This is a genomic window from Pseudarthrobacter sp. L1SW (assembly GCF_020809045.1).
Classification (GTDB): Bacteria; Actinomycetota; Actinomycetes; order Actinomycetales; family Micrococcaceae; genus Arthrobacter.
In genome coordinates this window covers 3378411-3403209 of record NZ_CP078079.1, presented here as the reverse complement: position 1 = coordinate 3403209, position 24799 = coordinate 3378411, and the positions used below count along the sequence as shown (strand labels likewise).

Genomic DNA, 24799 nt, shown 5'->3' with positions numbered 1-24799 from the left:
TGGCCTGGCGGCTGTGACCGGGCCCTAGCCTGGCGGCCGTGACCGGGCCCGCTTCAGCGCCCGGTGCAGCTTGACGTTGGCGGCCTCGAGTTCCAGTACTTTGGCCACGCCTGCAAGGTTGAGGCCCTGTTCAAGCAGTTCGCCGATCCGCAGCAGGACGGCAATGTCGTCGTCGCTGTACTGCCGTGTGCCGCCGGACGTCCGCGACGGGGTCAGCAGGCCCTTTGTCTCGTAGAGCCGGATGTTCTGCTGGCCGGTCCCCGCCAACTTGGCCGCAACGGAGATGGCGTACAGCGCGCGGCTGCTGCTATTGGGGCCGGGTGGCCGCCCGGCTTCCTGGTTTGCCATAAGTTCTCCAAAATCCGTCCAGTGGTCTTGCCTCAGTTTCCCACGGGTGCTATAAAAAATCTATATCCATCACCATAGATTAAGGGTTGTGGATATGGCACGGGTTACATCTACAAAGCTGAAGGAGTGGGAAATGATGTTGATGCGCACGGATCCGTTCCGTGAGCTGGACCGGCTCACGCAGCAGGTCTTTGGTACCGCGGCCCGCCCGGCTGCCATGCCCATGGACGCCTGGCAGGAGGACGGCGAGTTTGTGGTGGCGTTCGATCTCCCGGGCGTGAAGATTGATTCGCTGGACCTGAACGTTGAACGCAACGTCCTCACGGTCCGGGCGGAGCGCAAGGACCCCACGCAGCCCAATGTGGAGCTGGTGGCCTCCGAGCGTCCCCGCGGCGTCTTCAGCCGGCAGCTGATCCTCGGCGACACCCTGGACACTGACAACATCAAGGCCAGCTACGACCAGGGCGTCCTGACCCTGCGGATCCCGGTGGCGGAACAGGCCAAGCCGCGCAGGATCGAGATCCAGACGGAGCAAAGCGAGAAGCACCAGATCGGAACCTAGCCACAGCCGGCGGGCACGGGCAACAACCGGTGCTGCCCGTGCCCCGGCATTCCTGCAGCCATGACAAACACCCCCGACTACTACGCCACCCTGCGGGTCCAGCCACACGCCACCCAACAGGAGATCTCGCGCGCCTACCGGGCGTTGATGCGCAGCCACCACCCGGACGTCGACGGCGGCACCACGCCTGAGGGGGAGCTCCTGGAGATCATGCAGGCATTCAATGTCCTGCGGGATCCCCAGCGGCGCGCCGCCTATGACAGGCAGCTGGCAGCAGCTGCTGCGCAGGCCATACCCGTCCGTAAGGTCCGCAGCCGTGGCGGTTCCTCCGAACCCGCCATCCGGGTCACTCCTGTGCGGTGGGAGAGCGGGCCCTGGTCTTGATGCAGGGCGGATGAAACACGATGACAACCGCGAGGAGGCGGAGAACCGAATGAGCGAGTGGCGCCGCTACGACTCACCCCTGATCCCGGCATTCCACGAACGCTTCGAACAGCGCTGGGGCCCCGGCACCGCCCCCTTCCTGGACCCCGAGGCGCATGAGCAGCCGCTTCCCCGTGCCCAGTGGATCAATCCGGCCACCGGCGCTGCACTTGCCGTTGTGCCGGTCTGGAGCGCGGAGGAAAAGCAGCAACGGTCCTTCGGGGTTTTCTACCTTCCGCCCGCCGGGGACATCTGGGTATTGCGGCCCGGCTACACCGGCTACCTGGAACCTGCCGACGGCGATTCGGAGCACCTGGTGACCCTCCGGAACGACGCCTTCCGCAAAGCAGTCTCGCACGCCAAGGAGTTCCTGTTCGGCACCCAATAGCGTCCGGAGGTTCCGCTCGTCAGTTGCCGCCAGCTGTGCAATCCTGAGACGTACTCACACGCTCCGTCACAAAAGGCCCGCCCATGCACATCACCGCCAAAGACCTCGCCGCACTCATCCCGCCCGGATTTACCCTCGGCGTGGCCACCGCAGCCTTCCAGATCGAAGGGGCCCTGGACGAGGACGGCCGCGGGCCTGCAGGCTGGGATGTCTTCGCGGCCAAGGACGGCGCCATCGTCGAAAACCACAGCCCGGTGACGGCTTGCGACCACTACCACCGCATGCCCCAGGATGTTGCCCTCATGAAGCAGCTGGGCGTGGACTCCTACCGGTTCTCCTTCGCCTGGCCGCGGATCCAGCCCACCGGGCGCGGGCCGGCCAACCAGGCGGGCCTGGACTTCTATGACCGGCTCCTGGACGAGCTGCTGGAAAACGGCATTTCCCCCATGGCCACCATCTACCACTGGGACACGCCCCTGGCCCTGGATGAAGCCGGCGGCTGGCTGAACCGGGACACCGCCTACCGCCTGGGCGAGTACGCGGGGATCCTTGCAGAGGCATTCGGGGACAGGGTGGCCAGGTGGGTGACCATCAATGAACCAGCCACGGTCAGCACCAACGGCTACACCCTCGGCCTGCACTCGCCCGGCAAGGAACTGCTCCTGGCCGCGTTCCCCACGGTCCACCACCAGCTGCTGGGGCACGGCCTGGCGGTACAGGCACTGCGCGCCGCCAAGGTGCCGGGCGAGATCGGCATGACCAACGTCTACTCGCCCATGGTTCCGAACTCCATCAACCCGCTGGACTACATCAGCGCGGGACTGATGGACCTTGCCCAGAACCGGCTCTACGCCGATCCCGTCCTCACCGGAAAGTATCCGGACCTCATCCGGGCCGCCAAGTTCTTCAGCTCGTTCGAGCATCCAGAGGAGGACATGGAGCTCATCTCCCAGCCCCTGGACTTCTACGGGCTCAATTACTACATGCCCACCAAGGTGGCTGTGGGGCCGGGCGGCGGTGCCGTGCCGGCGAGCATGGCCGAGGCCATGGGCAGCGACCTCAGCGCGGCCGGCAGCGGCGGAACGCCCTTCCATGTGGAGACTTGGCCGGAAGCGGACATCACCTCCTACGGCTGGCCCGTGAAGCCTGAATACATGGCCGTGGCCCTGAAGGAGATGGGGGAGCGGTACCCCAATCTCCCGCCGGTCATCCTCACCGAGGGCGGTGCCAGCTTCGAGGACATCATCGTCCGGGACAAGTCCACCAACACCAGGTTCATCCCGGACGAGCGCCGGCTGAAGTACCTTTCGGACCACCTGGAGGCTGCCCTGCGGGCAACAGCCCCGGGCGGAGAGGCGGAGAAGGTGGACCTGCGGGGCTACTACGTCTGGTCGCTCATGGACAACTTCGAGTGGTCCGCGGGCTACAACCAGCCCTTCGGGCTCCTGCACGTGGACTTCGAAACCCTGGAGCGCACGCCCAAAGCATCCTACTTCTGGCTCCAGGAACTCATCGAGGAGCGTGACCTGGCCGCTGCTGCGGGCGCCGCAATCGCGGAGGCCATGGCGGCCGACACCATTGACGTTGACGTCATCGGCACCGACGTTGTTGGAGCGGACGCGCCCGACGACGACGTCACGGCTTTGGGTGCCAGCGCCTAGGAACGTCCAGCGCAGGCAGGTCCAAGGCGGGTAGGTCCCGTGAGGGCCGGTTCAGCGCAGGTTCAGAGCAGGTCCAGCGTGGCGAGCTGTTTGGCGATGCCCGCCCCGTCCGGTGAGTAGATCCATGGCACCTGGGATGCCGTGTGGTCGCCGTCCTCCGAGTGGCCGCCGGCGAACACGGACTCGCTGATGGACAGCTGGCGGATGGCGATCGCGGCTACCTTGTCCGGGTTCTCCTGGGCGAAGCCGGAATAGATGGCTTCGTCGTGCTGGCCGTTGTCGCCGATCAGGAGCCAGCGCATGTCGGGGAATTCCTTGGCCAGCCGTTCCAGGTTGCGGTGCTTGTGGTCCTGGCCGCTCCGGAACCACCGGTCCTGGGTCAGGCCCCAGTCGGTCAGCAGCAGGGCCCCGGAAGGGTACATGTTCCGGGACAGGAAGCGGGCCAGGGTGGGGGCGGCGTTCCACGGCCCCGTGGACAGGTAGATCACCGGCGCGTCCGGGTGTTCGATGGTCAGCCGGTCCAGCAGGACCGCCATCCCGGGGGTTGCCATGCGGGCCCGCTCGCTGAGGACGAACGTGTTCCAGAGGGCCAGGAAAGGCCGGGGCAGGGCAGTGACCATGACCGTGTCATCAATGTCGGAAACGATGCCGAACTTGACGTCCGGGGCAATGACCCGGATCTTTGCCTCAACCGGTTCCGTGCCCTCGGCCCGCAGGACCGCCGTGTGCCAGCCCGGCTCGAGCCGCACGTTGACCTCGGTGTCGATCAGTCCGCCGCGGTCAGCCCGGACATGGGTGACAACATCGCCGATGGTGATTTCGACGTCGGTGAACTGCAGGGGAACGCTGGTGAAGGCGCGCCAGCCGCGCACGTTCTGGTTGCCGTTTTGCGCCGCGTGTTCGGCCTTGCTGCCAGGCAGCGGCTTCTGGGTCAGCAGGACCCGGCCCAGCACGCGCACCATGCTGGTTGAGCCGTAGCCCTGGTAGGCGATGGTCTGCGGAACGAACTTCCAGCGTTTGGCCACCTGGATGCGCACCGTGTTGACGGCATCGGAGATCCGGTGAGCAAGCCTGAAGACCTGGTTTCCGTAGAGCTGGGTGTGGTCCGTCTTGCTCTGGGCCGTGGGCGCTGCTGCATGCTCTGGCGGGGTCTGGGGAGCCGTGTCCATGGGACCACTCTGCCACAGGCTGCACCGGTCGGGGCCACTCCCGGCCCCTTGCCGTCGCTCCGTGACGTCACCCTTCCCCAAGGATCCAGCGCAGGGTCTCCGCGTTGCGCACTGCGTTGCCGCCGCCGTCGTTATTGAAATACGCATACACGTCCAGGCCGCTGCTGGCCCACTCCCGGATGCGGTCCGCCCACCAGTGCAGGTCAGCGTCAGAATAGGAGCCTGCATAGAGGTGCTGGTGGTCGGGGCCGTGCAGGCGCACATACGTGAACGGGGCGGTGGTCCGCAGGATGCAGGGGAGGTTGGCTCCACTCATGATGCAGTAGGCGGCCCGGTGCCGTTCCAGCAGGGCGTACACCTCTGGGCAGTCCCAGCTCGGGTGCCGGAACTCCACGGACACCCGGATCCACTCCGGTACCGAGGCCAGGAAGTAGTCCAGCCGGGCGTCATCGCGTTCCATCCCGGGCGGCAGCTGCACCAGGAGGACCGCCCGTTTGTCACCGAGCTCATGCCAGCACCGCTCGATCCGCTCCAGCCACACCTCCGGCTGGTGCAGCTTCCGGGCGTGGGTCAGCCCGCGGGGAGCCTTGACGGACATGGTAAAGCCGTGCGGCAGGCGCCGGTTCCAGCCCGCAAACGTGGTGTCACGGGGCCAGCGGTAGAAGCTGGCGTTGAGTTCGACCGTGCTGAAGCGGGAGACGTAGTGGGCCAGCCTGTCCCTGACGGGCAATTTAGGCGGATAGAGGACGTTTTCCCAGTGGTCGTAGCTCCAGCCGGAGGTGCCGATGTGGATTGCCATAGTTCCTCCCGTGGGGCGTTCTTTCAGGCTACACCGGTGGATGCCCTTCCTTTTCGGGACGGCTGTGGCAGGGTAAGGACATGGCGCGCATTGAAGATTACGCGGTGGTGGGCGACCTTCAAACAGGGGCCCTGGTCAGCAAGGACGGCTCCATCGACTGGCTGTGCCTTCCCCGGTTCGATTCGCCGGCCTGCTTCAACTCCCTGCTGGACACGCCCGAGGCCGGCCGCTGGCTGTTGGCGCCCCAAAGCGGCGGGCCATGCACCCGGAGGGGCTACCGTGAAGGCACGCTGGTGCTGGAAACGGAGTGGGAAACACCCGAGGGGACTGTGCGGGTCATCGACTTCATGCCGCCCCGCGACTCCGTGGCAGACATCGTCCGCATCGTTGAGGGCGTCAGCGGCAGCGTGCCGATGCACTGTGAGCTGGTCCTCCGCTTTGACTACGGCCACATCATCCCGTGGGTCCGCCGGGATGAGCTGGGGCTACACGCCATCGCCGGCCCGGACGCGGTCTATTTCGTAACGCCGGCGCCCCTCCAGAGCGAGAACATGCACACCGTCAGCGACTTCACGGTCAGCGCCGGGGAGCGCGTTCCGTTCGTGCTCACCTGGGCGCCAAGCCATGTGGCCCGGCCGCACACCGTGGACGCCGAGGAAGTCCTGGGGACCACCACCGCGTTCTGGCGCGGCTGGGCTTCCCAGTGCACCGTCAAGGGGAAGTACCAGGACGCGGTTTTGCGCTCCCTGGTGACGCTGAAGGCGCTGACCTACGCCCCCACGGGCGGCATCGTCGCGGCCGTGACCACATCCTTGCCGGAGCAGCTGGGCGGCCCGCGCAACTGGGACTACCGCTACTGCTGGCTCCGGGATGCCACCATGACGCTTCAGGCGCTCCTGGCCGCCGGCTATACGGCGGAGGCTGCCGCCTGGCGGGACTGGCTGCTCCGGGCGGTGGCCGGCGACCCCGCGGACCTGCAGATCATGTACGGCATCCACGGCGAGCGCCGCCTGCCGGAGATGGAGCTGCCCTGGCTGAAGGGCTACGAAAATTCGTCCCCGGTCCGCATCGGCAACGGAGCGGCGGAGCAGCTGCAGCTTGACGTCTGGGGCGAAGTGCTGGACTGCCTCGCGCTGACCCGGAATTCGCTGCTGACGCATCCGGACGAGGCCTGGGATGTCCAGCTTGCCCTCATGGAGCACCTGGAGACCATCTGGGACCAGCCGGACAACGGCCTCTGGGAAATGCGGGGCCCGCGCCGCCACTTCACCCACTCGAAGGTTATGGCCTGGGTGGCTGCGGACCGGATGGTGAAAGGCGTCCGGGAATCCGGCCTGCCGGGGCCGGCCGAGCGTTGGGAAAGGCTGCGGGACACCATCCACCAGGACGTCATGGCCAACGGGTTCGACGCTTCCCGCAACACGTTTGTGCAGTCCTACGGCCGGTCCGGGCTGGACGCCAGCCTCCTCCTGATCCCGCGCGTGGGGTTCCTGCCGCCCGATGACCCGCGGGTGATCGGAACCATCGAGGCGATCCAGCGCGACCTCACGCAGGACGGGTTCGTCCTGCGGTACCGCCCGGAGGAGAGCGACGACGGCCTGCCGGGTGACGAGGGCGTCTTCCTTGCGTGCTCCTTCTGGCTGGTGGAGGCGCTGCTGGGCGCGGGCCGGCACGAGGAATCGCGGGAACTTTTCGAGCGGCTGCTGGACCTGCGGAACGACGTCGGCCTGCTGAGCGAGGAATGGGCCGTGAAGGCCGGGCGGCAGCTGGGCAATACGCCGCAGGCATTCAGCCACTTCGCGCTTGTGACTAGCGCCTTGGAGCTTCATCAGGATACCGTTCGCCGGAGTGACACCCCCATTCCGCCGGAGTCAGCGGAACCGCGCTGAGGCGGCGCGGCCAGGGGTGGCTTCTCCTTCGCAGAATAGATAAGTATACTTACTAACACCTCATGGAGTGCTCCAACAAAGCACGACGCGGTGACTGACGGAGGAGTGATTTGTATGGCCGGGTATTTTGAGCTCGTGGATGCGCCTGACGGCGGCTACAGGGTCCGGATGCTGGATGGTGCCGGGAGCCTGATGGCCATCTCGGTCACCTTTCCCACGAAAAGGGCGGCAGTTGCGGGCGTGGCAATGGCGCGGGAGATTGCCGGTACCGGGTTGATCCGGGACAAGAGCCACGACGGCGCCGGGAGTGTCCTCCGGGAACGCGTCCGCCCCGTGGCCACCCCCAAGGAGGAAGCTGCCCGCCACAGGAAGGCCCCTGCGGCCAAGAGGGCAGCGGTACGCTGATGGTGCCCCAAGGAACCACACCCCCTGGCGGGCGACGCCGGGGGGTTCTTTTTGACGTCGACGGCACGCTGATCGACTCGTCCTACATCCACACCATTGCCTGGTGGGGCGCCTTCCGGGAGCACGGCTACGACATCCCGATGGCCTCCATCCACCACTATGTGGGCATGGGGGGCGACCGGCTGGTGGACAGCCTCCTGCCCGAGGGGCGGGAGCGGTCCGCGGATAAGGAGGTCATGGCCAGCCACGGGGCGCTCTACGCTTCCCACTGGCCTGCGCTCCGCGCCTTCAAGGGAGCAAAGGATCTGCTGGCCCAGTGCCACGCCGGCGGGCTTGCTGTTGCGCTGGCCTCGTCCGCACGCAAGAAAGACCTTGAGGTCATGGGGTCCGTCCTCGACGCCCATGCCTTCATCGATGCCGCCACCAGCGCCAATGATGCCAAGGAGAGCAAGCCCGCCCCGGACATCCTGGTGGCGGCGCTTGATGCGATTGGCGTGGCGGCGGCGGACGCCGTCTTTGTCGGAGACGCCGTCTGGGACATGATGGCCGCCGGAGCCCTGGGCATCCCCGCCATCGGTGTCACCTGCGGCGGGGTCAGCGCCGCCGAGCTCCGGGAAGCCGGGGCGGCAGAGGTCTACGACGGGCCGCAGGACCTGCTGCACAACCTGACCTCAAGTGCCATAGGCCGGCTGCTCGCCAAGCCCTAAACCCTTGAAGCCTGCCCGCACCGTCCGACTACAGCGCCTGGCCGCCCGTCACGGCGTCCTCATCGCCCGCATTCGCGGGCTTGTCCCACACCACCGCCACCCGGACCGAACCGTCGTCGTGCCGCTCAATGTCCGTACGCACTTCCGCCATGTTGGCACCCATCTCCATGATGCGGGTCCGGTAGGTGCCCACAAGCTCCTCCAGGCTGGCTTCCGTCCATTCCCCGGGCCGAATGCGGGTGGAGATCTCAACGGGTTCCGGCTGGTAAAGCGTCATGGCGTTCCTCTTTCACACGTAGCTGCGGAGCTGGCCCTTCCAACGCTAGAAGCCCGGGGCTGGGACAGCAAGTATTTAGTCAGCCTGCTTACTTTTTTCCGCTGAAGTCGATACGGTCGAGTGATGGGCTCCAGCCCGGACTGAAGGCAAAACCTCCAGAAAGGCGAATTGTGAAAGCACTGACATGGCAAGGAAAACGCTCGGTAAGCGTGGAAGAAGTACCGGACCCCGTGATCCAGGAGCCGACGGACGCCATCGTGCGGATCACCTCTACGGCCATCTGCGGATCCGACCTGCACCTGTACGAGGTGCTGGGCGCATACATGCACAAGGGTGACGTGATCGGCCATGAACCGATGGGCATCGTGGAAGAGGTGGGAAGCGCCGTCACCAACCTCCGCAAGGGCGACAGGGTGGTGGTTCCCTTCAACATCTCCTGCGGCCACTGCTTTATGTGCAGCCAGGGGCTGCAGTCGCAGTGTGAAACCACGCAGGTCAAGAGCAAGGGTTCCGGCGCCGCGCTCTTCGGCTTCTCGGAGCTTTACGGTTCGGTTCCCGGCGGCCAGGCAGAATACCTGCGCGTACCGCACGCGGACTACGGGCCAGTGAAGGTGGGAACGGAACTGCCGGATGAGCGCTACCTTTTCCTCTCGGACATTCTGCCCACAGCCTGGCAGGGGGTGGAATACGCGGACGTCCGGCCGGGAGGCACCCTGGCGGTGTTCGGACTGGGCCCCGTGGGACAGTTCGCCAGCCGGATCGGCGTCCAGCGGGGCCTGCGGGTCATCGGCGTGGATCCGGTCCCGGAGCGTCGGGAGATGGCCGCCCGGCACGGGGTGGAAACCCTTGATTACACCAAGGGCGTGGCGGACGAACTGCGGGAGAGGACGGCCGGAAGGGGCGCGGACGCGGTGATTGACGCCGTCGGAATGGAAGCCCATGGTTCCCCGGTGGCCGGCTTCGCCCACCAGGCGCTGGGCCTCCTGCCGGACAAGCTGGCCCAGAAAGCGATGGAGACCGCGGGCCTGGACAAACTCGCTGCGCTCCACACATCCATCGACGCCGTACGGCGCGGCGGGACCCTGTCCCTGAGCGGCGTGTATGGCGGCCAGGCCAGCCCGATGCCCCTGCTGACCATGTTCGACAAGCAGATCCAGGTGCGGATGGGGCAGTGCAACGTCCGGCGCTGGACTGATGACATCCTGCCGCTGGTGGAGGACGACGCCGATCCGCTGGGTGTGATGGACCTGGTCACCCACCGCTCGGGCCTGGAGGGCGCGCCGGCCCTGTACGAGAAGTTCCAGAAGAAAGAGGACGGCTGCATCAAGGTGGTCCTGAATCCCGGAGCCTGATGTCCCCGGAAAGCTTCCAGCGGGAGGCCCTCAGCACAGCGTGTTGAGGGCCTCCTGTGCGACGTCCTGCATCTCAAAGATCAGTGGGTTGAGTTCGAGGGTGGGCGGTGCGGGAGGGTATGCCACGGCCAGCGCAAGTTGGCTGCGGCCGTCCTCGCTGGTCATGGCGACCATGCCGTAGCCGTCGGTGTCACCGGGAAGGCCATAGTAGAAGCGGTTGTTGCAGGTGTTGTTCCAGCGCCGCAGGGCAAAACCGTAGTACTGCGAGTAGCCGCCCTTCATGGCGGTCACGCTGTCCGGTGGGAGTAGCCTGCCCTCCAGCAGGGCGGCGTAGAAACTGTTCACTTCCTCCACAGTGGACAGGGCGCCGCTTGAGGGGGACTCCGCCTGCCATGCCGGCATGCTCACGTCGGTGCGCCTGCCTTCAAAGGTGACATAGCCGTGGACCATGCCCGCCGGCGTCGGGCCGCCAAGCCGGGTCTTCGCCAGGCCCAGGGGTGCGGCCGTGTCCTCGGCGAGGACCTGCCCGATCCCCTCGCCGCGGAGCCGCTCAACAATGAGGGCAAGCGCTGCATAGTTCGAGCGGGAATAGTCAAAGATCCGTGCCAGCCGGGCGTTCCACGGCACGGTGGCGGCCAGGGCCAGCTGCTGTTCGAGGCTGAGCGGCCGGTTCATGGTCTCCGCCCAATTCCCGGACGCCAGCAGGGGAACGGAAAAGTCGGGAAGCGCGGATTCGTGCGTCAGGAGCTGGCGGACAGTCACAGGGCCGGGAGGATGGAGGACGGTGCCGAACTCGGGGAGATAGCGGTTTACCTCGGCGTCCAGCTCAAGCTTGCCCTCCGCCGCCAGCTTCATCACCGAGACCGCGATGAAGGATTCCGTGATGCCGCCTATGCGGACAGGATCTGAAACCGTTGCCGGCTCGCCGGATTCCAGGTTCCGGACGCCGGCAGCGTGCGTCCAGGTGGCGCCCCGGCTGCGGACGGCGACCAGGACCGCGGGAGCGCCTTCCGCCAGCATCCGGGCACTGAAGTCTTCCAGGATTGCGAACGCGGCAGGCTTGTCCGGCTCAGGCTCCGGAGGTCGCGGCTCCGAGGTGCAGGCGGTCATGGACGCCGCCAGCAGGATTGCGCACAGGCCAGCCGTGACCCGCGTCCACGTGCCACCCCGGCGTGTGCCCATGCCACCAATTTTCCCCCAACTAGGTAGCGCTAAGTGTCGTTTTGGAGCCTCAAAACGACACTTGGCGCTACCTAGTTGGGGGGACGGGCGGGGGATTAGGTGAGGCGCACCTGGCGGTTCACGTCCTTGTACAGCAGGTAGCGGAACTGGCCCGGGCCCCCGGCGTAGCAGGCCTGGGGGCAGAACGCGCGCAGCCACATAAAGTCGCCGGCCTCCACCTCCACCCAGTCGTTGTTCAGCAGGTACATGGCCTTGCCCTCAAGGACGTACAGGCCGTGCTCCATCACATGGGTTTCCGGGAACGGGATCACGCCGCCGGGCTGGAACGTAACGATGTTGACGTGCATGTCGTGTGCCAGGTCGTTGGGGTCCGCAAAGCGGGTGGTCTTCCAGGCGCCGTTGGTGTCCGGCATCTCGCGCGGCTCCACTTCGGCGTCGCTGGTGACGAAGGACTTGGCCTCGTACCCTTCGAGGCGCTCGTAGGCCTTGCGGATCCAGTGGAAGGACACGATGTCAGCCGAGACGTTTTCCAGGCCCCAGTTGGACCCTGCCGCAAGGTAGGCGTAGCCGCCCTCCTCCAGCCGGTGCAGTTCGCCGTCGAGCGTGAGGTTGACCTTGCCGCGGGTCACGAAGATAACGCCTTCGACGCCGGCCTCGAACTCTGCCCTGGGGGCGCCGCCGCCCGGGCCGATCTCCACGATCAACTGCGAGAACGTGGTGGCGAAGCCCGAGATGGGGCGGGCGATGATCCAGGAGCGGGTGTTCGAAAAGCCCGGCAGGTTGGACGTCACGATGTCCGTCATCACGCCCTTCGGGATCACCGTGTACGCCTCGGTCACGATGGCCCGCTCGGTGGTCAGGTGCGTCTGCGGCGGCAGGCCGCCGGTGGGGGAGTAGTACTTGCCCATGAAGAGAGATCCTTATCTAGGAGTTGGAAGTGGTGGCGAGCCGCGGGTGGGCCAGTGCAGTGAGCTGCGGAATTCCGACGGCGGCAAGCGCCTGGACTTCATCCGCACCGACGGCGCCGCACTGGACGCCGCGCAGGACGAACGCGGCCAGGGCGCGGGCCGTGGCGGGTTCGTCCATCACGCCGCCTGTGGTCTGTTCCACGTAGTTCCGCAGCCGTGCAGCGGCCGCGGGCAGCCCCTGCCGGTAGAAGGCGTAGGTGGCCGTGAAACGGCTGGGCAGCTGGGCGGGGTGCAGGTCCCAGCCCTGGTAGAAACCCCGCTCCAGGGAACGCCGGACAAGCCTGCCGTGCAGCTGCCAGGCATTCTCCACGTTGTCGCCCACGGGGATGATGTTGGTGGACCCGTCGGAGAGGCGGATGCCGGTGCCGGCAACGGCCAGCTGCATGACTTCCTTGGCGAAGTCGGCCACCGGGTGTTCCATGGACTGGTACTCGGCCGAAATCTGCAGCGACGCGGAGTAGTCGTACGTGCCGTAGTGCAGGCCGCTGATCCGGCCCGGAACAGCGTGCGGCAGCTGTGCCACCGGCGACGTGCCGTCCGGCCCCAGGATGAGCTGCGGGGTTTCCACCTGCACCTCGAACCGGAGCCGTCCGGCGGGAAGCGAGTGCACTTCCTCCAGCCGGGACACGGCGTAGTCCATCGCTTGCACCTGCGCTACGGTGGTCACCTTGGGCAGGGTCAGGACCAGCCCTTCGGGGAGTTCACCGGCCGAGGCCAGGCCGGACACAAACAGGTCCAGGGTACGCAGCCCGCGGACCCGCGTGGCTGCTTCGAAGCACTTGAACCGGATGCCGATGAACGGGGGTGCTGACCCGGCAGCGACTGCCTTGGCCACCGCGGAAGCCGCGGCAACGGCGGCGGCGTCCTCGGCGTCGTCGCCCCTGTCCCCGAACCCGTCCTCGAAATCGAGCCGCAGGTCCTCGATGGGTTCACTGGAAAGCTTGGCCGCGACGCGCGGGGCCACGGCCCCGGCTAGTGCGGCGTCCTGGCCAAGCAGCGCCCCGAGCTCTTCTAGGCCCCCGTGGGCCTCCGCCGTCGCCAGCGCCTCGGCGCCCCAGTCGGCAGCGAACGACGCCGTAAAAAGGTCCGCGGGGACGTACACCGTGTGGACGGGCTGGCGGGAGCCGTCGTCGCCCGGGTAGTTCCGTTCCAGCAGGCGGTCGGTGGCGGCCAGCTGGACGTCGATGTGTGCGAGGTCCCCTGCGGAGAGCGAGGGCTTGGGTGATGCCATGCCTCAGTCCACCAGTTCGTAGGCCGGGATGGTGAGGAAGTCCGTGTAGTCCTCGGAGAGGCAGATCTCCGCGATCAGTTCGCTGGCCGGCTTGTAGTAGCGGCGGAAGGCTTCGTCGCCGACCTCGGTGCGTAGCCGCTCGGTTTCTTCGCTGAGGATGCGTTCGACCAGTTCGCGGGTGACGGTGTTGCCGGTGTCCGCCAGGACGAACTTGTTGCGGATCTGCTGCCACACCTGCGAGCGGGAGATCTCCGCCGTGGCGGCGTCCTCCATCAGGTTGTGGATGGCCACGGCGCCGTTCCCGGACAGCCACACCGCCGTGTAGGCAACGGCCACGTAGAGGTTCAGCCGCAGCCCGGACTCGGTGACCTGGCCCTGGGCGGAGGCCACGTCCAGCAGCTGTTCCGCCGTCACGGAAACCTCCGGGCGCTGCTTGTCCAGCTGGTTCGGCCTGTTGCCGAGCACTGCGTCAAAGACCTCGCGGCAGGTCGGAACCAGGTCCGGGTGTGCCACCCAGGAACCGTCGAAACCGTCGTTCGCCTCCCGGGTCTTGTCCGCCCGGACCTTTTCAAACGCAGCCTCCGTGACCTCCGGGTGGCGGCGATTGGGGATGACGGCGGCCATCCCGCCCATGGCGAAGGCGCCGCGCTTGTGGCAGGTCTTGACCAGCAGTTCGGTGTAGGCGCGCATGAACGGGGCCGTCATGGCCACGGAGGCCCGGTCCGGGAGGACAAACTCCCCGCCGGCGTCCCGGAAGTACTTGATGATGCTGAACAGGTAGTCCCAGCGCCCGGCATTGAGCCCGGAGGCGTGGTCCCGCAGCTCGTAGAGGATCTCATCCATTTCAAAGGCCGCCGGAATGGTTTCGATCAGCACAGTGGCGCGGATGGTGCCCTGCGGCAGTCCCAGGTAATCCTGGGCGAAGACGAAGACCTCGTTCCACAGTCGTGCCTCAAGGTAACCCTCCATTTTGGGCAGGTAGTAGTAGGGGCCTTGTCCGTTCTCCACCAGCTGTTTGGCCACGTGGAAGAAGTGCAGGCCGAAGTCCACCAGCGCGCCCACGGCACGTTCGCCGTTGATGAGCAGGTGCTTTTCCGGCAGGTGCCAGCCGCGGGGGCGGGCAACCACGACGGCGAGCGGGGCGTCGGTGCGGAGGCTGTACTCCTTACCCTCGTCCGAGGTGTAGCTGAGGGTGCCGCGGGCGGCGTCGCGAAGGTTCAGGATGGATTCGACGACGTTGCGCCAGGTGGGGGTGCTGGCATCCTCAAGGTCCGCGAGCCACACCTTGGCACCGGAGTTCAACGCATTGATGGCCATTTTTGCCGGGGCCGCCGGCCCGGTCATTTCCACCCGGCGGTCCTGCAAAGCCGCCGGCGCCGGCGCAACCTGCCAGTCGCCGTCGCGCACGTCCTGTGTCTCGGGCAGGAAGTCCAGCCTGCCGGTGTCCGCGACGCGTTGCCGCTTGGCGGAGCGGGCGGCCAGGAGTTCGTTGCGGGTGCCGGCGAAGCGGCTGTGCAGCTCCTCCACGAAGGCCAGCGCCTCGGTGGTGAGGATTTCCTCCGCGCGGTCCATGGGCCGGGGGTCTGTGGCGGTGATGGCCATTTCTGGTCCTTTCCTTGTGCTGAAGTCAGTCAGTGAGTCAGGCGCTGGCCAGGGCGGCAACGGGAGCCGGGGCTGCGGCCGCCGCGTTGGCGGCCGCGGCGACGGCTGAGGCAACATTGGCGGCCACATGGGGATCGAAGACGCTGGGGATAATGTAGCTGGCATTGAGCTCATCGTCAGCTACCCGGTTGGCGATGGCGTCCGCGGCGGCCACCAGCATCTCCGGGGTGATGTCCGAGGCGCCGGCATCGAGCAGGCCCCGGAAGAAGCCCGGGAATGCCAGCACGTTGTTGATCTGGTTGGGGAAGTCGCTGCGGCCCGTGGCCACCACCGCGGCGTGCTTTGACGCGACGACGGGGTCTATTTCCGGCGTGGGGTTGGCCATGGCGAACACGATGGCGTCCGCTGCCATTGAGGCGACCTGCTCCTCGCCGATCACGTGCGGGGCGCTGACGCCGATGAACACGTCCGCGCCGACGAGGGCCTCGTGCAGCGTGCCGGCGAAGCCTTCCGCGTTGGTGTTGGCGGCGATCCACCGGCGGTGCTCGTCCCCGTAGGTTTCACCGGAATGGATGGCGCCGGAACGGCCGGCGGCGATGATGTGCCGCGCGCCCTGGGCCTTGAGGAGCTGGATGATGGCAGAGCCCGCGGCGCCGACGCCCGAAACCACAATGCGGACCTCGCTGAGCTTCTTGCCCACCACGCGCAGCGCGTTGACGAGGGCTGCGAGGGTGACGATGGCGGTGCCGTGCTGGTCGTCGTGGAACACCGGGATGTCCAGTTCAGCGCGGAGCCGGTTCTCGATCTCGAAGCAGCGCGGCGCAGCGATGTCCTCCAGGTTGATGCCGCCGTAGACCGGGGCCAGGGCCTTGGCGATCATGATGATTTCCTCGGTCTCCTGGGTGTCCAGGCAGACCGGCCAGGCGTCCACATTGGCGAACTGCTTGAAGAGTGCGGCCTTGCCTTCCATGACCGGAAGGGCCGCGGCCGGGCCGATGTTGCCGAGGCCAAGGACGGCCGAACCGTCGGTAAGGACGGCGATGGTGTTCCGCTTGACCGTGAGGTTGCGGGCTGCCGAGGGGTCCTCGGCGATGGCCAGGCAGACGCGGGCGACGCCGGGAGTGTAGGCGCGGGAGAGATCGTCGCGGTTGCGCAGTGCGACTTTGGGGACGACTTCCAGCTTGCCGCCCAGGTGCATCAGGAAGGTGCGGTCCGAGACGTGCTGGACCGTGACGCCGTCAAGCGCGTTGAGGGCATCCTTGACGCGGGCGGCGTGGGCGTCGTCCGTGGTGTTGCAGGTGACGTCCACAACGAGGGTTTCGTGGTGGGATTCGCTGACGTCCAGGGCGGTGATGGCGGCGCCTGCCGCTCCGACTGCAGCGGCAAGCTCGCTGGTGGCGCTGAAGCTCGAGGGCGCTTCCACGCGCAGGGTGATCGAATTTCCGGGGCTGGGGTTCGCCATTGAATCTCCTCCTGTTGGGCCTTGTGCGGGCCGGTTTAGTCTCAAGGTTTCTCGTATTATGGATATTATTATCTGGATAATGGAATAACAAGCGCGCCTCGGCCCGCCACGTGGCGCCTCGCAGCGTCAGCCGGCCGTGCTGTATCTTGGGTGTTCTAAGCAGCTCATTTCACGATGCGGATAAGAGTTGTCGGAATCAGAGCCGTAGGAGACAACGGAATGGCAGAGAAAACCTCGGGCGGCGTGCAGTCGGTGGAGCGTGTGTTCGAACTGCTGGAGCTCGTCACGGACGCCGGGGGCGACGTCACGCTCAGCGAGCTTTCCTCGTCCACGGACCTGCCCTTGCCCACCATCCACAGGCTCCTGCGGACGCTGGTGTCCCTTGGCTATATCCGCCAGCTCCCCAACCGGCGGTACGCGCTGGGCCCGCGGCTCATCCGGCTCGGCGAGGGAGCCAACAAGCAGCTTGGTGCCGTGGCCCGCCCCCAGCTGAAGACCCTGGTGGACCGGCTGGGGGAGACCTCGAACATGGCGGTGCTGGATTCGGACATGGTCATCTACGTGGCACAGGTGCCGTCCCTCCACTCCATGCGCATGTTCACCGAGGTGGGCCGGCGCGCCCATACCCATGCCACCGGCGTCGGCAAGGCCATCCTGGCCCAGCTCGATGACGACGCCGTCCGCGGCATCGTGGCCCGGGCCGGGATGCCAACCCCCACCGCCAAGAGCATCGGGGATATTGACGAGCTCCTGGCAGACCTCAAGCTCATCCGTGAGCGCGGTTACGCGATTGACGAGGAGGAGCAGGAGCTTGGCGTGCGCTGCTTCGCCATGGCCGTTCCGAATGCCCCCACGCCCACCGCCATTTCCGTGTCCGGGCCGGTGTCCCGCGTGGATGAGCACTTCGCCGATAAGGCCGTGCCCATCCTCCGCGAGGCTGCCGAAGCCATCTCCCTGGAGATGAACCGCACCTGAGGCCTTCGTGCTAATGCCCTGACGCCTTTTCGGATGACTGGACCGGGACTTCCTTGCCGTCGCAGTCGATCAGCTTGCCGCCCTCGAAGCGGTCGCCGTCGGCCAGGCATTTCAGGTCCTCCTCCCGGACCACCCGGCCGGTGCCGGCCACGAACACCGACTGGTTCTCGGAATTACCCGCCTTGAGGTGGTTGAACAGCAGGTTCAGCAGGATGGCCATGACCGCGGCCGAGCTGATGCCGGAGTGGAAGATGGTGCTGAACCAGGACGGGAACTGGTCGTAGAAAGTGGGAGCGGCGATGGGGATCATGCCAAACCCGACTGACGCCGCCACAATGATCAGGTTCATGTTGTTCCGGTATTCCACCTTGGCCAGGGTCCTGATGCCGCTGGCGGCCACGGTGCCGAAGAGCACAATGCCGGCGCCGCCCAGGACGGCAGTGGGAACGGCCGCCACCACGCGGCCCAGGACCGGCAGGAGGCCCAGCAGGACCAGGATCACCCCGCCGGCAGCCACCACGTAGCGGCTTTTGATTTTGGTGACAGCCACCAGGCCGACGTTCTGTGCAAACGCGCTCTGGGTGAACGAGCCGAACACCGGGGCGAGCAGGCTGGAGCCCATGTCTGCGCGGAGCCCTGCCGCGATGCGCTTGGAGTCTGTGCGCGTGCCCACGATCTCGCCGACGGCAAGGATGTCCGCCATGGTCTCGGTCAGGATCACCAGCACCACGATCACCATGGAGATAATGGCGGCAATCTCAAAGGTTGGTGCGCCCAGATGGAACGGGGTGGGGAAAGCGGCGATCGGGCCGTCGCCGACCCTGGAGAAGTCCGCCATGCCGGTGGCGACCGCGACAACGGTGCCGCCAACCATGGCCAGGAGTATGGACAGGCGTGAAATGGTGGCGCTGCCCACCTTGCTCAGGAGCAGCACCAGGGCGAGGGTCACGGCGGCGAGGCCGATGTTGGCCGTGCTCCCGTAGTTCTCGGCTCTCCGGTTTCCGCCCATCGCCCAGTTGGCGGCGACGGGCATGAGGGTGAGGCCGATGGTGGTGATGACGGTGCCGGTCACCACCGGAGGGAAGAACCGGACGATCTGTGAAAAGACCGGCGCGATCAGCAGGCCGACTGCTGCGGAAACCATCACCGCCCCGAAGACCGCCGGCAGCCCGCCGCCGCCGCTGACGATCGCCACCATCGTGGCCACGCTGGCGAACGAGACGCCCTGGACCAGGGGGAGTTGGGAGCCGAAGAACGGCACGCCGATGGTCTGCAGCAGGGTGGCAAGGCCGCCCATGAAGAGCGCTGCTGCAACCAGGATGCCGATATCCGCGGGGGAGAGGCCGGCGGCCTGCCCGACGATCAGCGGAACGGCGATGATGCCACCGTACATGGTCAGGACATGCTGGAATCCGTAGGCGAAGCTGCTCCCGACCGAAAGCCGTTCATCCTCCGGCCGGCTGGAAGCGGGACGCTTGCCGCGCTTTTTGGCGTCGGCTTTGAGGGGGTTCTTGGTGTTCATGGCAGAGTTCCCGTTCAGCAGAATCCGGCGATCCCGGACCAGGCGACGTCCGCGGGGCTGGCGTCCCCGCGCTGGACGGTTGCCTCGATCAGGCCATACGGGCGGTCGGCGGCGTAAAAGACCTCGTTGGGATTGTCGAGGCCGAACGGCGAGAGGTCCACCAGGAAGTGGTGTTTGTTGGGCATGGAGAACCTGATCTCGTCGATCTCGCTGTGTGCCTCAAGGACCTTGGTGCCCATGTCGAACAGGGTCTGCTGGAGCGCGTGCGAATACTTCTCGGTGAACCCTTCGAGCAGGAGGGCCTTGACGTCGTCGTAATTCTTGTTGAAGTCCAGCGCGCTGAAGTCCGTGCCGGTCTTGAAGCGCCAGCGTGCGGAAACGTCCGTGGCGAGGATCCGGTCCGTTGTCTCCGGCAGGGTGGTGTACTTGTCCTTGGGGTAGCCGACGAAGCCGGACTGGGTGGACTTGAGGACCGTGAGGTCCTTGAGGCCCGCAATGACGTGGGCCGCGGCGCCGTCGCGCACCAGGACTGCAGTGCGGACTTCCTGCCCGCTGCGGACGAAGGAGTGGTCATGCGCGGCGCCGTGGGCCTGGATCCGGTTCCAGCTGTAGGACTCGGCTTCCCAGCGTCCGCCGGTTACCCAGTCGAAGCTGGACGTGAAGTGCTCGCCCAGGCGCAGCAGGAAGGCCTCCGGGGAACCGATGCCTTCCCGGGCGAAAGCGTAGATGGTGTTTTTCTGGGTATCCGTGGGTACCACGTGGCCGTTGTCGCCTTCAAGGTGGGCCGCGGCGAAGTCCCCGCGCAGCTGCGAGGTGACGTTCAGGTCCTCAATTTCATGGCGGTCCGTGTCGCGGGTGATTTTGACGACCCGGACTTCGGCCTTTCCGTACTGGTTGTTGCCCAGGATGATGTTGCTGCTCATGGTCAGATTCCCAACTTCCGGTATATGGGACCAGAGTCCCGCAGAGAAATTAAGCGCGCGTGTCCCGCACGTTTCTTGTACCGTCGGCCCACAAAAAATGAGCCGACATCGATTGATGCCAGCTCATTACGACCCTGCCTGCTGCTCCCAGGTTACGTGACCTGCGCCACGAGTTGTCATCCAGCGTAGCGCGGCCGGCCGGTGGTGTACATCACAATCTGAAAAACCCGTTTGTGACCGATCCGCAGTGCCGGGCAGGCGCATTACTGCCGGGCAGGCGCGAGGGTGCCCAGCAGGCCGGCGGCGGCACTGACGGCAATCACCGCCGGGGCCTTTCCCCTGACCTCAGGCAGGCCGATCGGGCACTGGATCCGGTCAATCTCAGCCTCGGCAAACCCCTCCGCCGCCAGCTTTTGCCGGAACCGCAGCCACTTGGCGCGCGAGCCGATCAGCCCCACGCTCCCGAGGTCTCCACGGCGCAGGGCCGCGTGGCAGAGCAGGAAATCCTCGGAGTGGTCGTGGGTCATGATGAAGACGTGGGCGCCGGCAGGCAGGCCGCCAAGGAACGAATCCGGAACCGGCGTGTGCACAACCCGGACGTCCGCAACACCCGCTGAAACATCGGCCAGCCGGCCGGCCTCCAGCTGCTCCTCCCGGCTGTCCACGAGGTACAGGGCCATGGGCAGGCGGGACAGGATGCGGCCGAGTTCGTACCCGACATGCCCGACGCCGAAGATGGCCACAGTGGGAAGGGACAGGAAAGGCTCCAGCAACACCCGCACCTTCCCTCCGCAGCACTGCCGCCCATGCTCGGTGGTGGCGTGCTCGTTGAGCGGGAACTCGGCGTTGCGGGGCACGGAGATACCTTGCGCCATCATGTCCCTGGCCTGGTCCACCACGGTGGCCTCGAGATTTCCCCCGCCGATGCTGCCCCACGTGGAGTCGGCCCCCACCACCATCTTGGCGCCGGCCTCCCGCGGTGCATGGCCGCGCACCTCAGACACGGTGGCCAGTACTCCGGGCAAACCTGAGGACCTCAGGTGCTGCAGGGCTTCGAGCCAGTCCATGTCACCGCACCGACGTCGCGGCGGGCGCCTGGAGGGCGTCGCCAGGGAGGGCCGGGGAGGGCGCCGTGACCCGTTCGATGGCCCAGAACACGGCTTCGGGGGTGGCCGGGCTGGCCAGTTCCACTGACATGCTGCCGGGACCAAACGCTGCAACCGCCTCGCGCAGCGCCTCGCGGACGCTGATGGCAAGCATGAGCGGTGGCTCGCCCACGGCCTTGGAGCCGTAGACCACTCCGCTCTCCGTGGCCCGTTCAAACAGGTGGACGTTGAATTGCTCCGGCATTTCGGAGAAGCTGGGCAGCTTGTAGGTACTGGCCGACTGCGTCGTGAGCCGCCCCCGCCCCTCGCCGTCGGACACGTCCCACCGCAGGTCCTCGAGGGTGAGCCACCCGGCGCCCTGGACAAAACCGCCCTCAATCTGCCCAACGTCGATCAACGGCGAAAGGCTGTCGCCGACGTCGTGCACTATATCCGCGCGCACCTGCCGGTAGGTGCCGGTGAACCGGTCCACCTCCACTTCGGTAACGGCTGCGCCGTAGCTGAAGTACTTGAATGGTTCGCCCTGCATCCGGGCGCTGTCCCAGTGCAGCCCTTCGGTCCGGTAGTACCCGGCAGCCCAGAGCGGAACGCGCTGGAAGTAGGCATCGTGCACCACCTCGGCGAAACTGAGGCCGGGGTCATGGAAGCCGATCCCGGTGACCTTGCCGTCGTCGAACCGCACATCGTCCGGATGGATGTTGAGCCTGCGGGCAGCCACCTCGGACAGCCGGGAACTGATCTGCTCGCAGGCGTTCTTGACGGCACCGCCGTTGAGGTCCGCCCCGGAGCTTGCCGCAGTGGCTGAGGTGTTCGGGACCTTGTCCGTCCGGGTGGGTGCCAGCCGGATGAACGCGAGGGGCACGCCCAGGGCGGTGGCAGCCACCTGGCGCATCTTGGTATGCAGGCCCTGCCCCATCTCGGTTCCGCCATGGTTGATCAGCACGGACCCGTCCTTGTACACGTGGACAAGCGCGCCGGCCTGGTTGAACGCGGTCAGGTTGAAGGAGATGCCGAACTTCACCGGCGTCATCCCGATGGCGCGCTTGGTGTGCGGATGCGCCGCGTTGAATTCCTCGATCTCCGCCCGCCGCCGGGCCACGCCGGCCCGGTCCAGCAGCGACTGCCAGATGGCGGTGAGCCGTTCGGCGTGGCGCACCGGCTGCCCGTACGGCGTGCTCTGCCCGGGCTCGTAGAAATTGCGACGGCGGAGCTCGGCGGGGTCCAGCCCCAGCAGTGGGGCGCAGCGGCCCAGCAGGTCCTCCATCACCAGCATCCCCTGCGGTCCGCCGAAACCCCGGAACGCCGTCTGCGACGTTTTGTTGGTCTTGGCCACCCTGCCGTGCACTTCGATGTTGGGGACGTAATACGCGTTGTCGATGTGGCACAGCGCCCTCGCCAGGACGGGTTCGGAGAGGTCCAGGCTCCAGCCGCCGTCGCTCGTGAGGGTGGCTTTCAGCGCCTGGAGGCGCCCGTCGTCGTCAAATCCTGCCTCCCAGCGCGCATGGAACGGGTGGCGCTTTCCGGTCAGGGTGATGTCCTGGGTGCGGGTCAGGCGGAGCCGGACGGGGCGCCCGGTCAGGCTGGCGCCCAGGGCGGCGACGGCCGCGAAACCGTGCGGCTGCATTTCCTTCCCGCCAAAGCCCCCGCCCATCCGCAGGCACTGGACGGTCACCTGGTGGTTGGCCAGCCCCAGGACATGCGCCACGATCTCCTGCGTCTCGGACGGGTGTTGGGTGCTGGCCTGCACAAACACTTGCCCGCCTTCGTCAATGGTTGCGAAGGACGCCTGCGTCTCAAGGTAGAAGTGCTCCTGGCCGCCGAATTCGAACTCCCCGCTGAAGCGGTGGGCGGCGCCCGCCAGCGCCTGGTCCGGCTCACCGCGGGCAACAGTGGGCTGGTTGCCCTGGAAGCTGCCGGCCGCGATGGCTTCGGTGAGCGTCAGGAGTGACGGCAGCGGCTCGTACTCCACCGCAACCGCCCCTGCGCCCAGCCGTGCCGCTTCGACCGATTCGCCCAGGACCCAGCACACGGCCTGGCCGTGGAACATCACCTCGCTGGGGAAGAGCGGCTCGTCGTGTTTGGTGCCGGAGTCGTTGATGCCGGGAACGTCCGACGCCGTCAGCACCCTGACTACGCCGGGAACTTCAAGTGCGGGCTGGGTCTGCATGGCCAGGATCCGTGCGTGCGCGTGGGGCGCCTGGACGGGCCAGGCGTGCAGGATGTTGCTGGAGCGGGCAACAATGTCATCCGTGTAGAGGGCTGTTCCGGTCACATGCCCCGCGGCGCTCTCATGGGGCACCGGGATGCCCACCACGGGGTTGACGGGACGCTCTGCCAGGGATTTCACTTCGCCACCTCCAGCGCCGGAGCGTTCCCGGCGTGGAACTTCAGCAGGGCCTGCCCCAGCATGGCTGAACGGTAGGCCGCGCTTGCCCGCATGTCATCGATGGGCGTCCCCTCGCCCGCCATGATGGCGGCCGCCGCGGCCACGGTCTCCGCGGTCCAGGGCCGGCCCACCAGGGCTTCTTCCGTTGCTGACGCCCGGATGGGGGTTGCCGCCACGCCGCCGAGCCCGATCCGGGCCGAACTTACGACGCCGTCCGCCACCTGCAGTGCAATGGCCACGGACACGCTCGAGATGTCGTCGAAGCGGCGCTTGGCAATCTTGTAGAACGCTGTGGTTTCGGCCAGCGGCAGCGGGATCCGCACTGCGCGCAGCAGTTCGTTGGGCTTCCTGACGTTCTGCCGGTAGCCCGTGAAGTACTCCGCCAACGGGACCTCACGTTCTCCGCCGGCGGAGCACAGGACGACGCCGGCGTCCAGGGCGAGGAGTACGGGTGCGGAGTCGCCGATGGGTGATCCCGTGGCGAGGTTCCCGCCGAAGGTGGCAGCGTTCCGGATCAGGCGGGACGCGAACTGTGGGAACAGCTGGCCCAGGAGGGGCACCCGGCCGTTGAGGCCCCGTTCCACCTCAGAGAGGGTAAGGGCCGCGCCGATCTCCACCCGGCCGGCGTCGAACGTTAACGTCCGCAGTTCCGCCAGGCGGTCGATGGCGACGACGACGGGCGGCCGGAAGTGGCGGAGGTTCACCTCGACGCCGAGGTCCGTTGCCCCTGCCACCAGCTTTGCCTCCGGGTTTTCCTCGAGGGCCTGGAGGGCTTCAGCCAGGTTCCCGGGGCGCAGGAACCGTGCGTCGCCGTCCGTCCGGGTGTGCCTGGCCGGCGGGGCGGGCCGGTTCTGCCTGCCCAGCAACGGATCAGTGTCCTGCGCCGGCCCGAGTGCGTAGGCCGCATCCCTGATGGGACGGTAGCCGGTGCACCGGCAGAGGTTGCCGCTGAGGGCATGCAGGTCGAACCCGTTCGGGCCGCATCCATGGTCGGCGGCGTGCCCTTCGCCCACGGCCCCCGTCCCGGTCTCCAGGCTGGCGTCCGCGGGGCTGCGGTCCGGGCGGTAGTACTCCGCGGCCATGGAACAGATGAACCCCGGAGTGCAGTATCCGCACTGGGACCCGCCACGGTCTGCCATTTCCCGCTGGACGGGATGAAGGGCCTCATCCGCGCACGGCCCGGCTACAGTACCCAGGCCCTCCGCAGTGATAATTTCCTGGCCGTCGAATGCCAGCGCGGAAGGGAGGCAGGAGTTGATGGAAGTCCAGAGGCTGCGGGCCGGGCCGTCCGGCCGGGCCACCATGACGGCGCACGCCCCGCATTCGCCCTCCGCGCAGCCTTCCTTGGCCCCCGTCAGGCCTTCACCCCGCAACCAGTCCAGAAGCCTGGTGTGCGGGCTGGTTCCGCCGCAGCCCCGGGCCTGCCCGTTGACGGTTATCTCGATTCCGTCCATGCTTCACG

The 24799-nt window shown here is 66.9% G+C and carries 23 protein-coding genes; 9 read left to right on the top strand and 14 right to left on the bottom strand.

The genetic code is table 11. The features are described from left to right. Positions 1 to 24: 24 nt before the first annotated feature. Positions 25 to 348, bottom strand: a complete 324-nt coding sequence (locus tag KTR40_RS15785) for a MerR family transcriptional regulator (RefSeq protein ID WP_139030397.1) — start codon at positions 346 to 348, stop codon at positions 25 to 27. 136 nt (positions 349 to 484) lie between these two features. Between KTR40_RS15785 and KTR40_RS15780 the strand changes: the two genes are divergently transcribed. The 4 genes from KTR40_RS15780 (at position 485) to KTR40_RS15765 (ending at position 3382) form a co-directional block, all read left to right on the top strand. Then, positions 485 to 910 (top strand): Hsp20/alpha crystallin family protein, encoded by a 426-nt coding sequence (locus KTR40_RS15780; protein WP_139030454.1) that lies wholly within the window; start codon positions 485 to 487, stop codon positions 908 to 910. A 60-nt stretch (positions 911 to 970) separates the two neighbouring features. Further along, positions 971 to 1294, top strand: coding sequence for a J domain-containing protein (locus KTR40_RS15775; protein WP_139030396.1), 324 nt, complete (start codon positions 971 to 973; stop codon positions 1292 to 1294). 49 nt (positions 1295 to 1343) lie between these two features. Continuing rightward, positions 1344 to 1721, top strand: a complete 378-nt coding sequence (locus KTR40_RS15770) for a hypothetical protein (RefSeq protein WP_139030453.1) — start codon at positions 1344 to 1346, stop codon at positions 1719 to 1721. 83 nt (positions 1722 to 1804) lie between these two features. Further along, complete coding sequence (locus tag KTR40_RS15765) at positions 1805 to 3382, top strand: glycoside hydrolase family 1 protein (RefSeq protein WP_139030395.1); 1578 nt, start codon at positions 1805 to 1807, stop codon at positions 3380 to 3382. A 62-nt stretch (positions 3383 to 3444) separates the two neighbouring features. Here the strand turns inward: KTR40_RS15765 and KTR40_RS15760 are convergent, their stop codons facing one another. Together KTR40_RS15760 and KTR40_RS15755 are read right to left on the bottom strand one after the other, a co-directional pair. Next, a complete protein-coding gene (locus KTR40_RS15760; protein ID WP_139030394.1) occupies positions 3445 to 4551 on the bottom strand; it encodes an App1 family protein in 1107 nt (368 codons plus the stop codon). Between the two features lie 67 nt (positions 4552 to 4618). Then, complete coding sequence (locus KTR40_RS15755; protein ID WP_139030393.1) at positions 4619 to 5350, bottom strand: DUF72 domain-containing protein; 732 nt, start codon at positions 5348 to 5350, stop codon at positions 4619 to 4621. Positions 5351 to 5430: 80 nt separating this feature from the next. Here KTR40_RS15755 and KTR40_RS15750 point away from each other — a divergent pair, with 80 nt between their 5' ends. The 3 genes from KTR40_RS15750 to KTR40_RS15740 all read left to right on the top strand — a co-directional run bounded on the left by KTR40_RS15750 (position 5431) and on the right by KTR40_RS15740 (position 8351). Then, positions 5431 to 7239 (top strand): glycoside hydrolase family 15 protein, encoded by a 1809-nt coding sequence (locus KTR40_RS15750; RefSeq protein WP_139030392.1) that lies wholly within the window; start codon positions 5431 to 5433, stop codon positions 7237 to 7239. 114 nt (positions 7240 to 7353) lie between these two features. Further along, a complete protein-coding gene (locus KTR40_RS15745; RefSeq protein ID WP_139030391.1) occupies positions 7354 to 7644 on the top strand; it encodes a hypothetical protein in 291 nt (96 codons plus the stop codon). Beyond that, entirely contained in the window at positions 7644 to 8351 is a 708-nt protein-coding gene (locus tag KTR40_RS15740; RefSeq protein ID WP_228404341.1) for an HAD family hydrolase, read from the top strand. Before KTR40_RS15745 ends, KTR40_RS15740 begins: the two co-directional genes overlap by 1 nt. Positions 8352 to 8379: 28 nt before the next feature. On the opposite strand, the gene KTR40_RS15735 is transcribed toward KTR40_RS15740, so the two are convergent. Then, a complete protein-coding gene (locus KTR40_RS15735; RefSeq protein ID WP_228404340.1) occupies positions 8380 to 8628 on the bottom strand; it encodes a hypothetical protein in 249 nt (82 codons plus the stop codon). A gap of 170 nt (positions 8629 to 8798) precedes the next feature. Here KTR40_RS15735 and KTR40_RS15730 point away from each other — a divergent pair, with 170 nt between their 5' ends. Beyond that, a complete protein-coding gene (locus KTR40_RS15730) occupies positions 8799 to 9980 on the top strand; it encodes a zinc-dependent alcohol dehydrogenase (protein WP_228404338.1) in 1182 nt (393 codons plus the stop codon). 30 nt (positions 9981 to 10010) lie between these two features. Here the strand turns inward: KTR40_RS15730 and KTR40_RS15725 are convergent, their stop codons facing one another. From KTR40_RS15725 to KTR40_RS15705, 5 genes are all read right to left on the bottom strand, one after another. After that, positions 10011 to 11162 carry a serine hydrolase gene (locus KTR40_RS15725; RefSeq protein WP_228404337.1) on the bottom strand — a complete coding sequence of 384 codons (1152 nt, stop codon included), beginning with the start codon at positions 11160 to 11162 and terminating at the stop codon, positions 10011 to 10013. Between the two features lie 95 nt (positions 11163 to 11257). After that, a complete protein-coding gene (locus KTR40_RS15720; protein ID WP_228404336.1) occupies positions 11258 to 12070 on the bottom strand; it encodes a bifunctional allantoicase/(S)-ureidoglycine aminohydrolase in 813 nt (270 codons plus the stop codon). A gap of 16 nt (positions 12071 to 12086) precedes the next feature. Beyond that, a complete protein-coding gene (locus KTR40_RS15715; protein ID WP_228404335.1) occupies positions 12087 to 13361 on the bottom strand; it encodes an aldolase in 1275 nt (424 codons plus the stop codon). Positions 13362 to 13364: 3 nt separating this feature from the next. After that, the gene (gene aceB, locus KTR40_RS15710; RefSeq protein WP_228404333.1) at positions 13365 to 14963 is read right to left on the bottom strand and encodes a malate synthase A; all 1599 of its coding nucleotides are present in this window, start codon (positions 14961 to 14963) and stop codon (positions 13365 to 13367) included. A 37-nt stretch (positions 14964 to 15000) separates the two neighbouring features. Continuing rightward, positions 15001 to 16425: an NAD-dependent malic enzyme gene (locus KTR40_RS15705; RefSeq protein ID WP_228404332.1), complete on the bottom strand. Its 1425-nt coding sequence runs from the start codon at positions 16423 to 16425 to the stop codon at positions 15001 to 15003. A gap of 219 nt (positions 16426 to 16644) precedes the next feature. Here KTR40_RS15705 and KTR40_RS15700 point away from each other — a divergent pair, with 219 nt between their 5' ends. Continuing rightward, positions 16645 to 17400, top strand: coding sequence for an IclR family transcriptional regulator (locus KTR40_RS15700; protein WP_139030370.1), 756 nt, complete (start codon positions 16645 to 16647; stop codon positions 17398 to 17400). 10 nt (positions 17401 to 17410) lie between these two features. On the opposite strand, the gene KTR40_RS15695 is transcribed toward KTR40_RS15700, so the two are convergent. From KTR40_RS15695 to KTR40_RS15675, 5 genes are all read right to left on the bottom strand, one after another. Further along, complete coding sequence (locus tag KTR40_RS15695; protein WP_228404331.1) at positions 17411 to 18922, bottom strand: nucleobase:cation symporter-2 family protein; 1512 nt, start codon at positions 18920 to 18922, stop codon at positions 17411 to 17413. A gap of 14 nt (positions 18923 to 18936) precedes the next feature. Next, positions 18937 to 19845 carry a factor-independent urate hydroxylase gene (pucL, locus tag KTR40_RS15690; RefSeq protein ID WP_228404330.1) on the bottom strand — a complete coding sequence of 303 codons (909 nt, stop codon included), beginning with the start codon at positions 19843 to 19845 and terminating at the stop codon, positions 18937 to 18939. 263 nt (positions 19846 to 20108) lie between these two features. Further along, positions 20109 to 20912, bottom strand: coding sequence for a xanthine dehydrogenase accessory protein XdhC (xdhC, locus tag KTR40_RS15685; protein WP_228404329.1), 804 nt, complete (start codon positions 20910 to 20912; stop codon positions 20109 to 20111). A gap of 1 nt (position 20913) precedes the next feature. Next, complete coding sequence (xdhB, locus tag KTR40_RS15680) at positions 20914 to 23298, bottom strand: xanthine dehydrogenase molybdopterin binding subunit (protein WP_228404328.1); 2385 nt, start codon at positions 23296 to 23298, stop codon at positions 20914 to 20916. Further along, positions 23295 to 24791 carry a xanthine dehydrogenase small subunit gene (locus tag KTR40_RS15675; RefSeq protein ID WP_228404327.1) on the bottom strand — a complete coding sequence of 499 codons (1497 nt, stop codon included), beginning with the start codon at positions 24789 to 24791 and terminating at the stop codon, positions 23295 to 23297. The genes xdhB and KTR40_RS15675 overlap by 4 nt, the downstream gene beginning before the upstream one ends. Positions 24792 to 24799 lie beyond the last annotated feature (8 nt).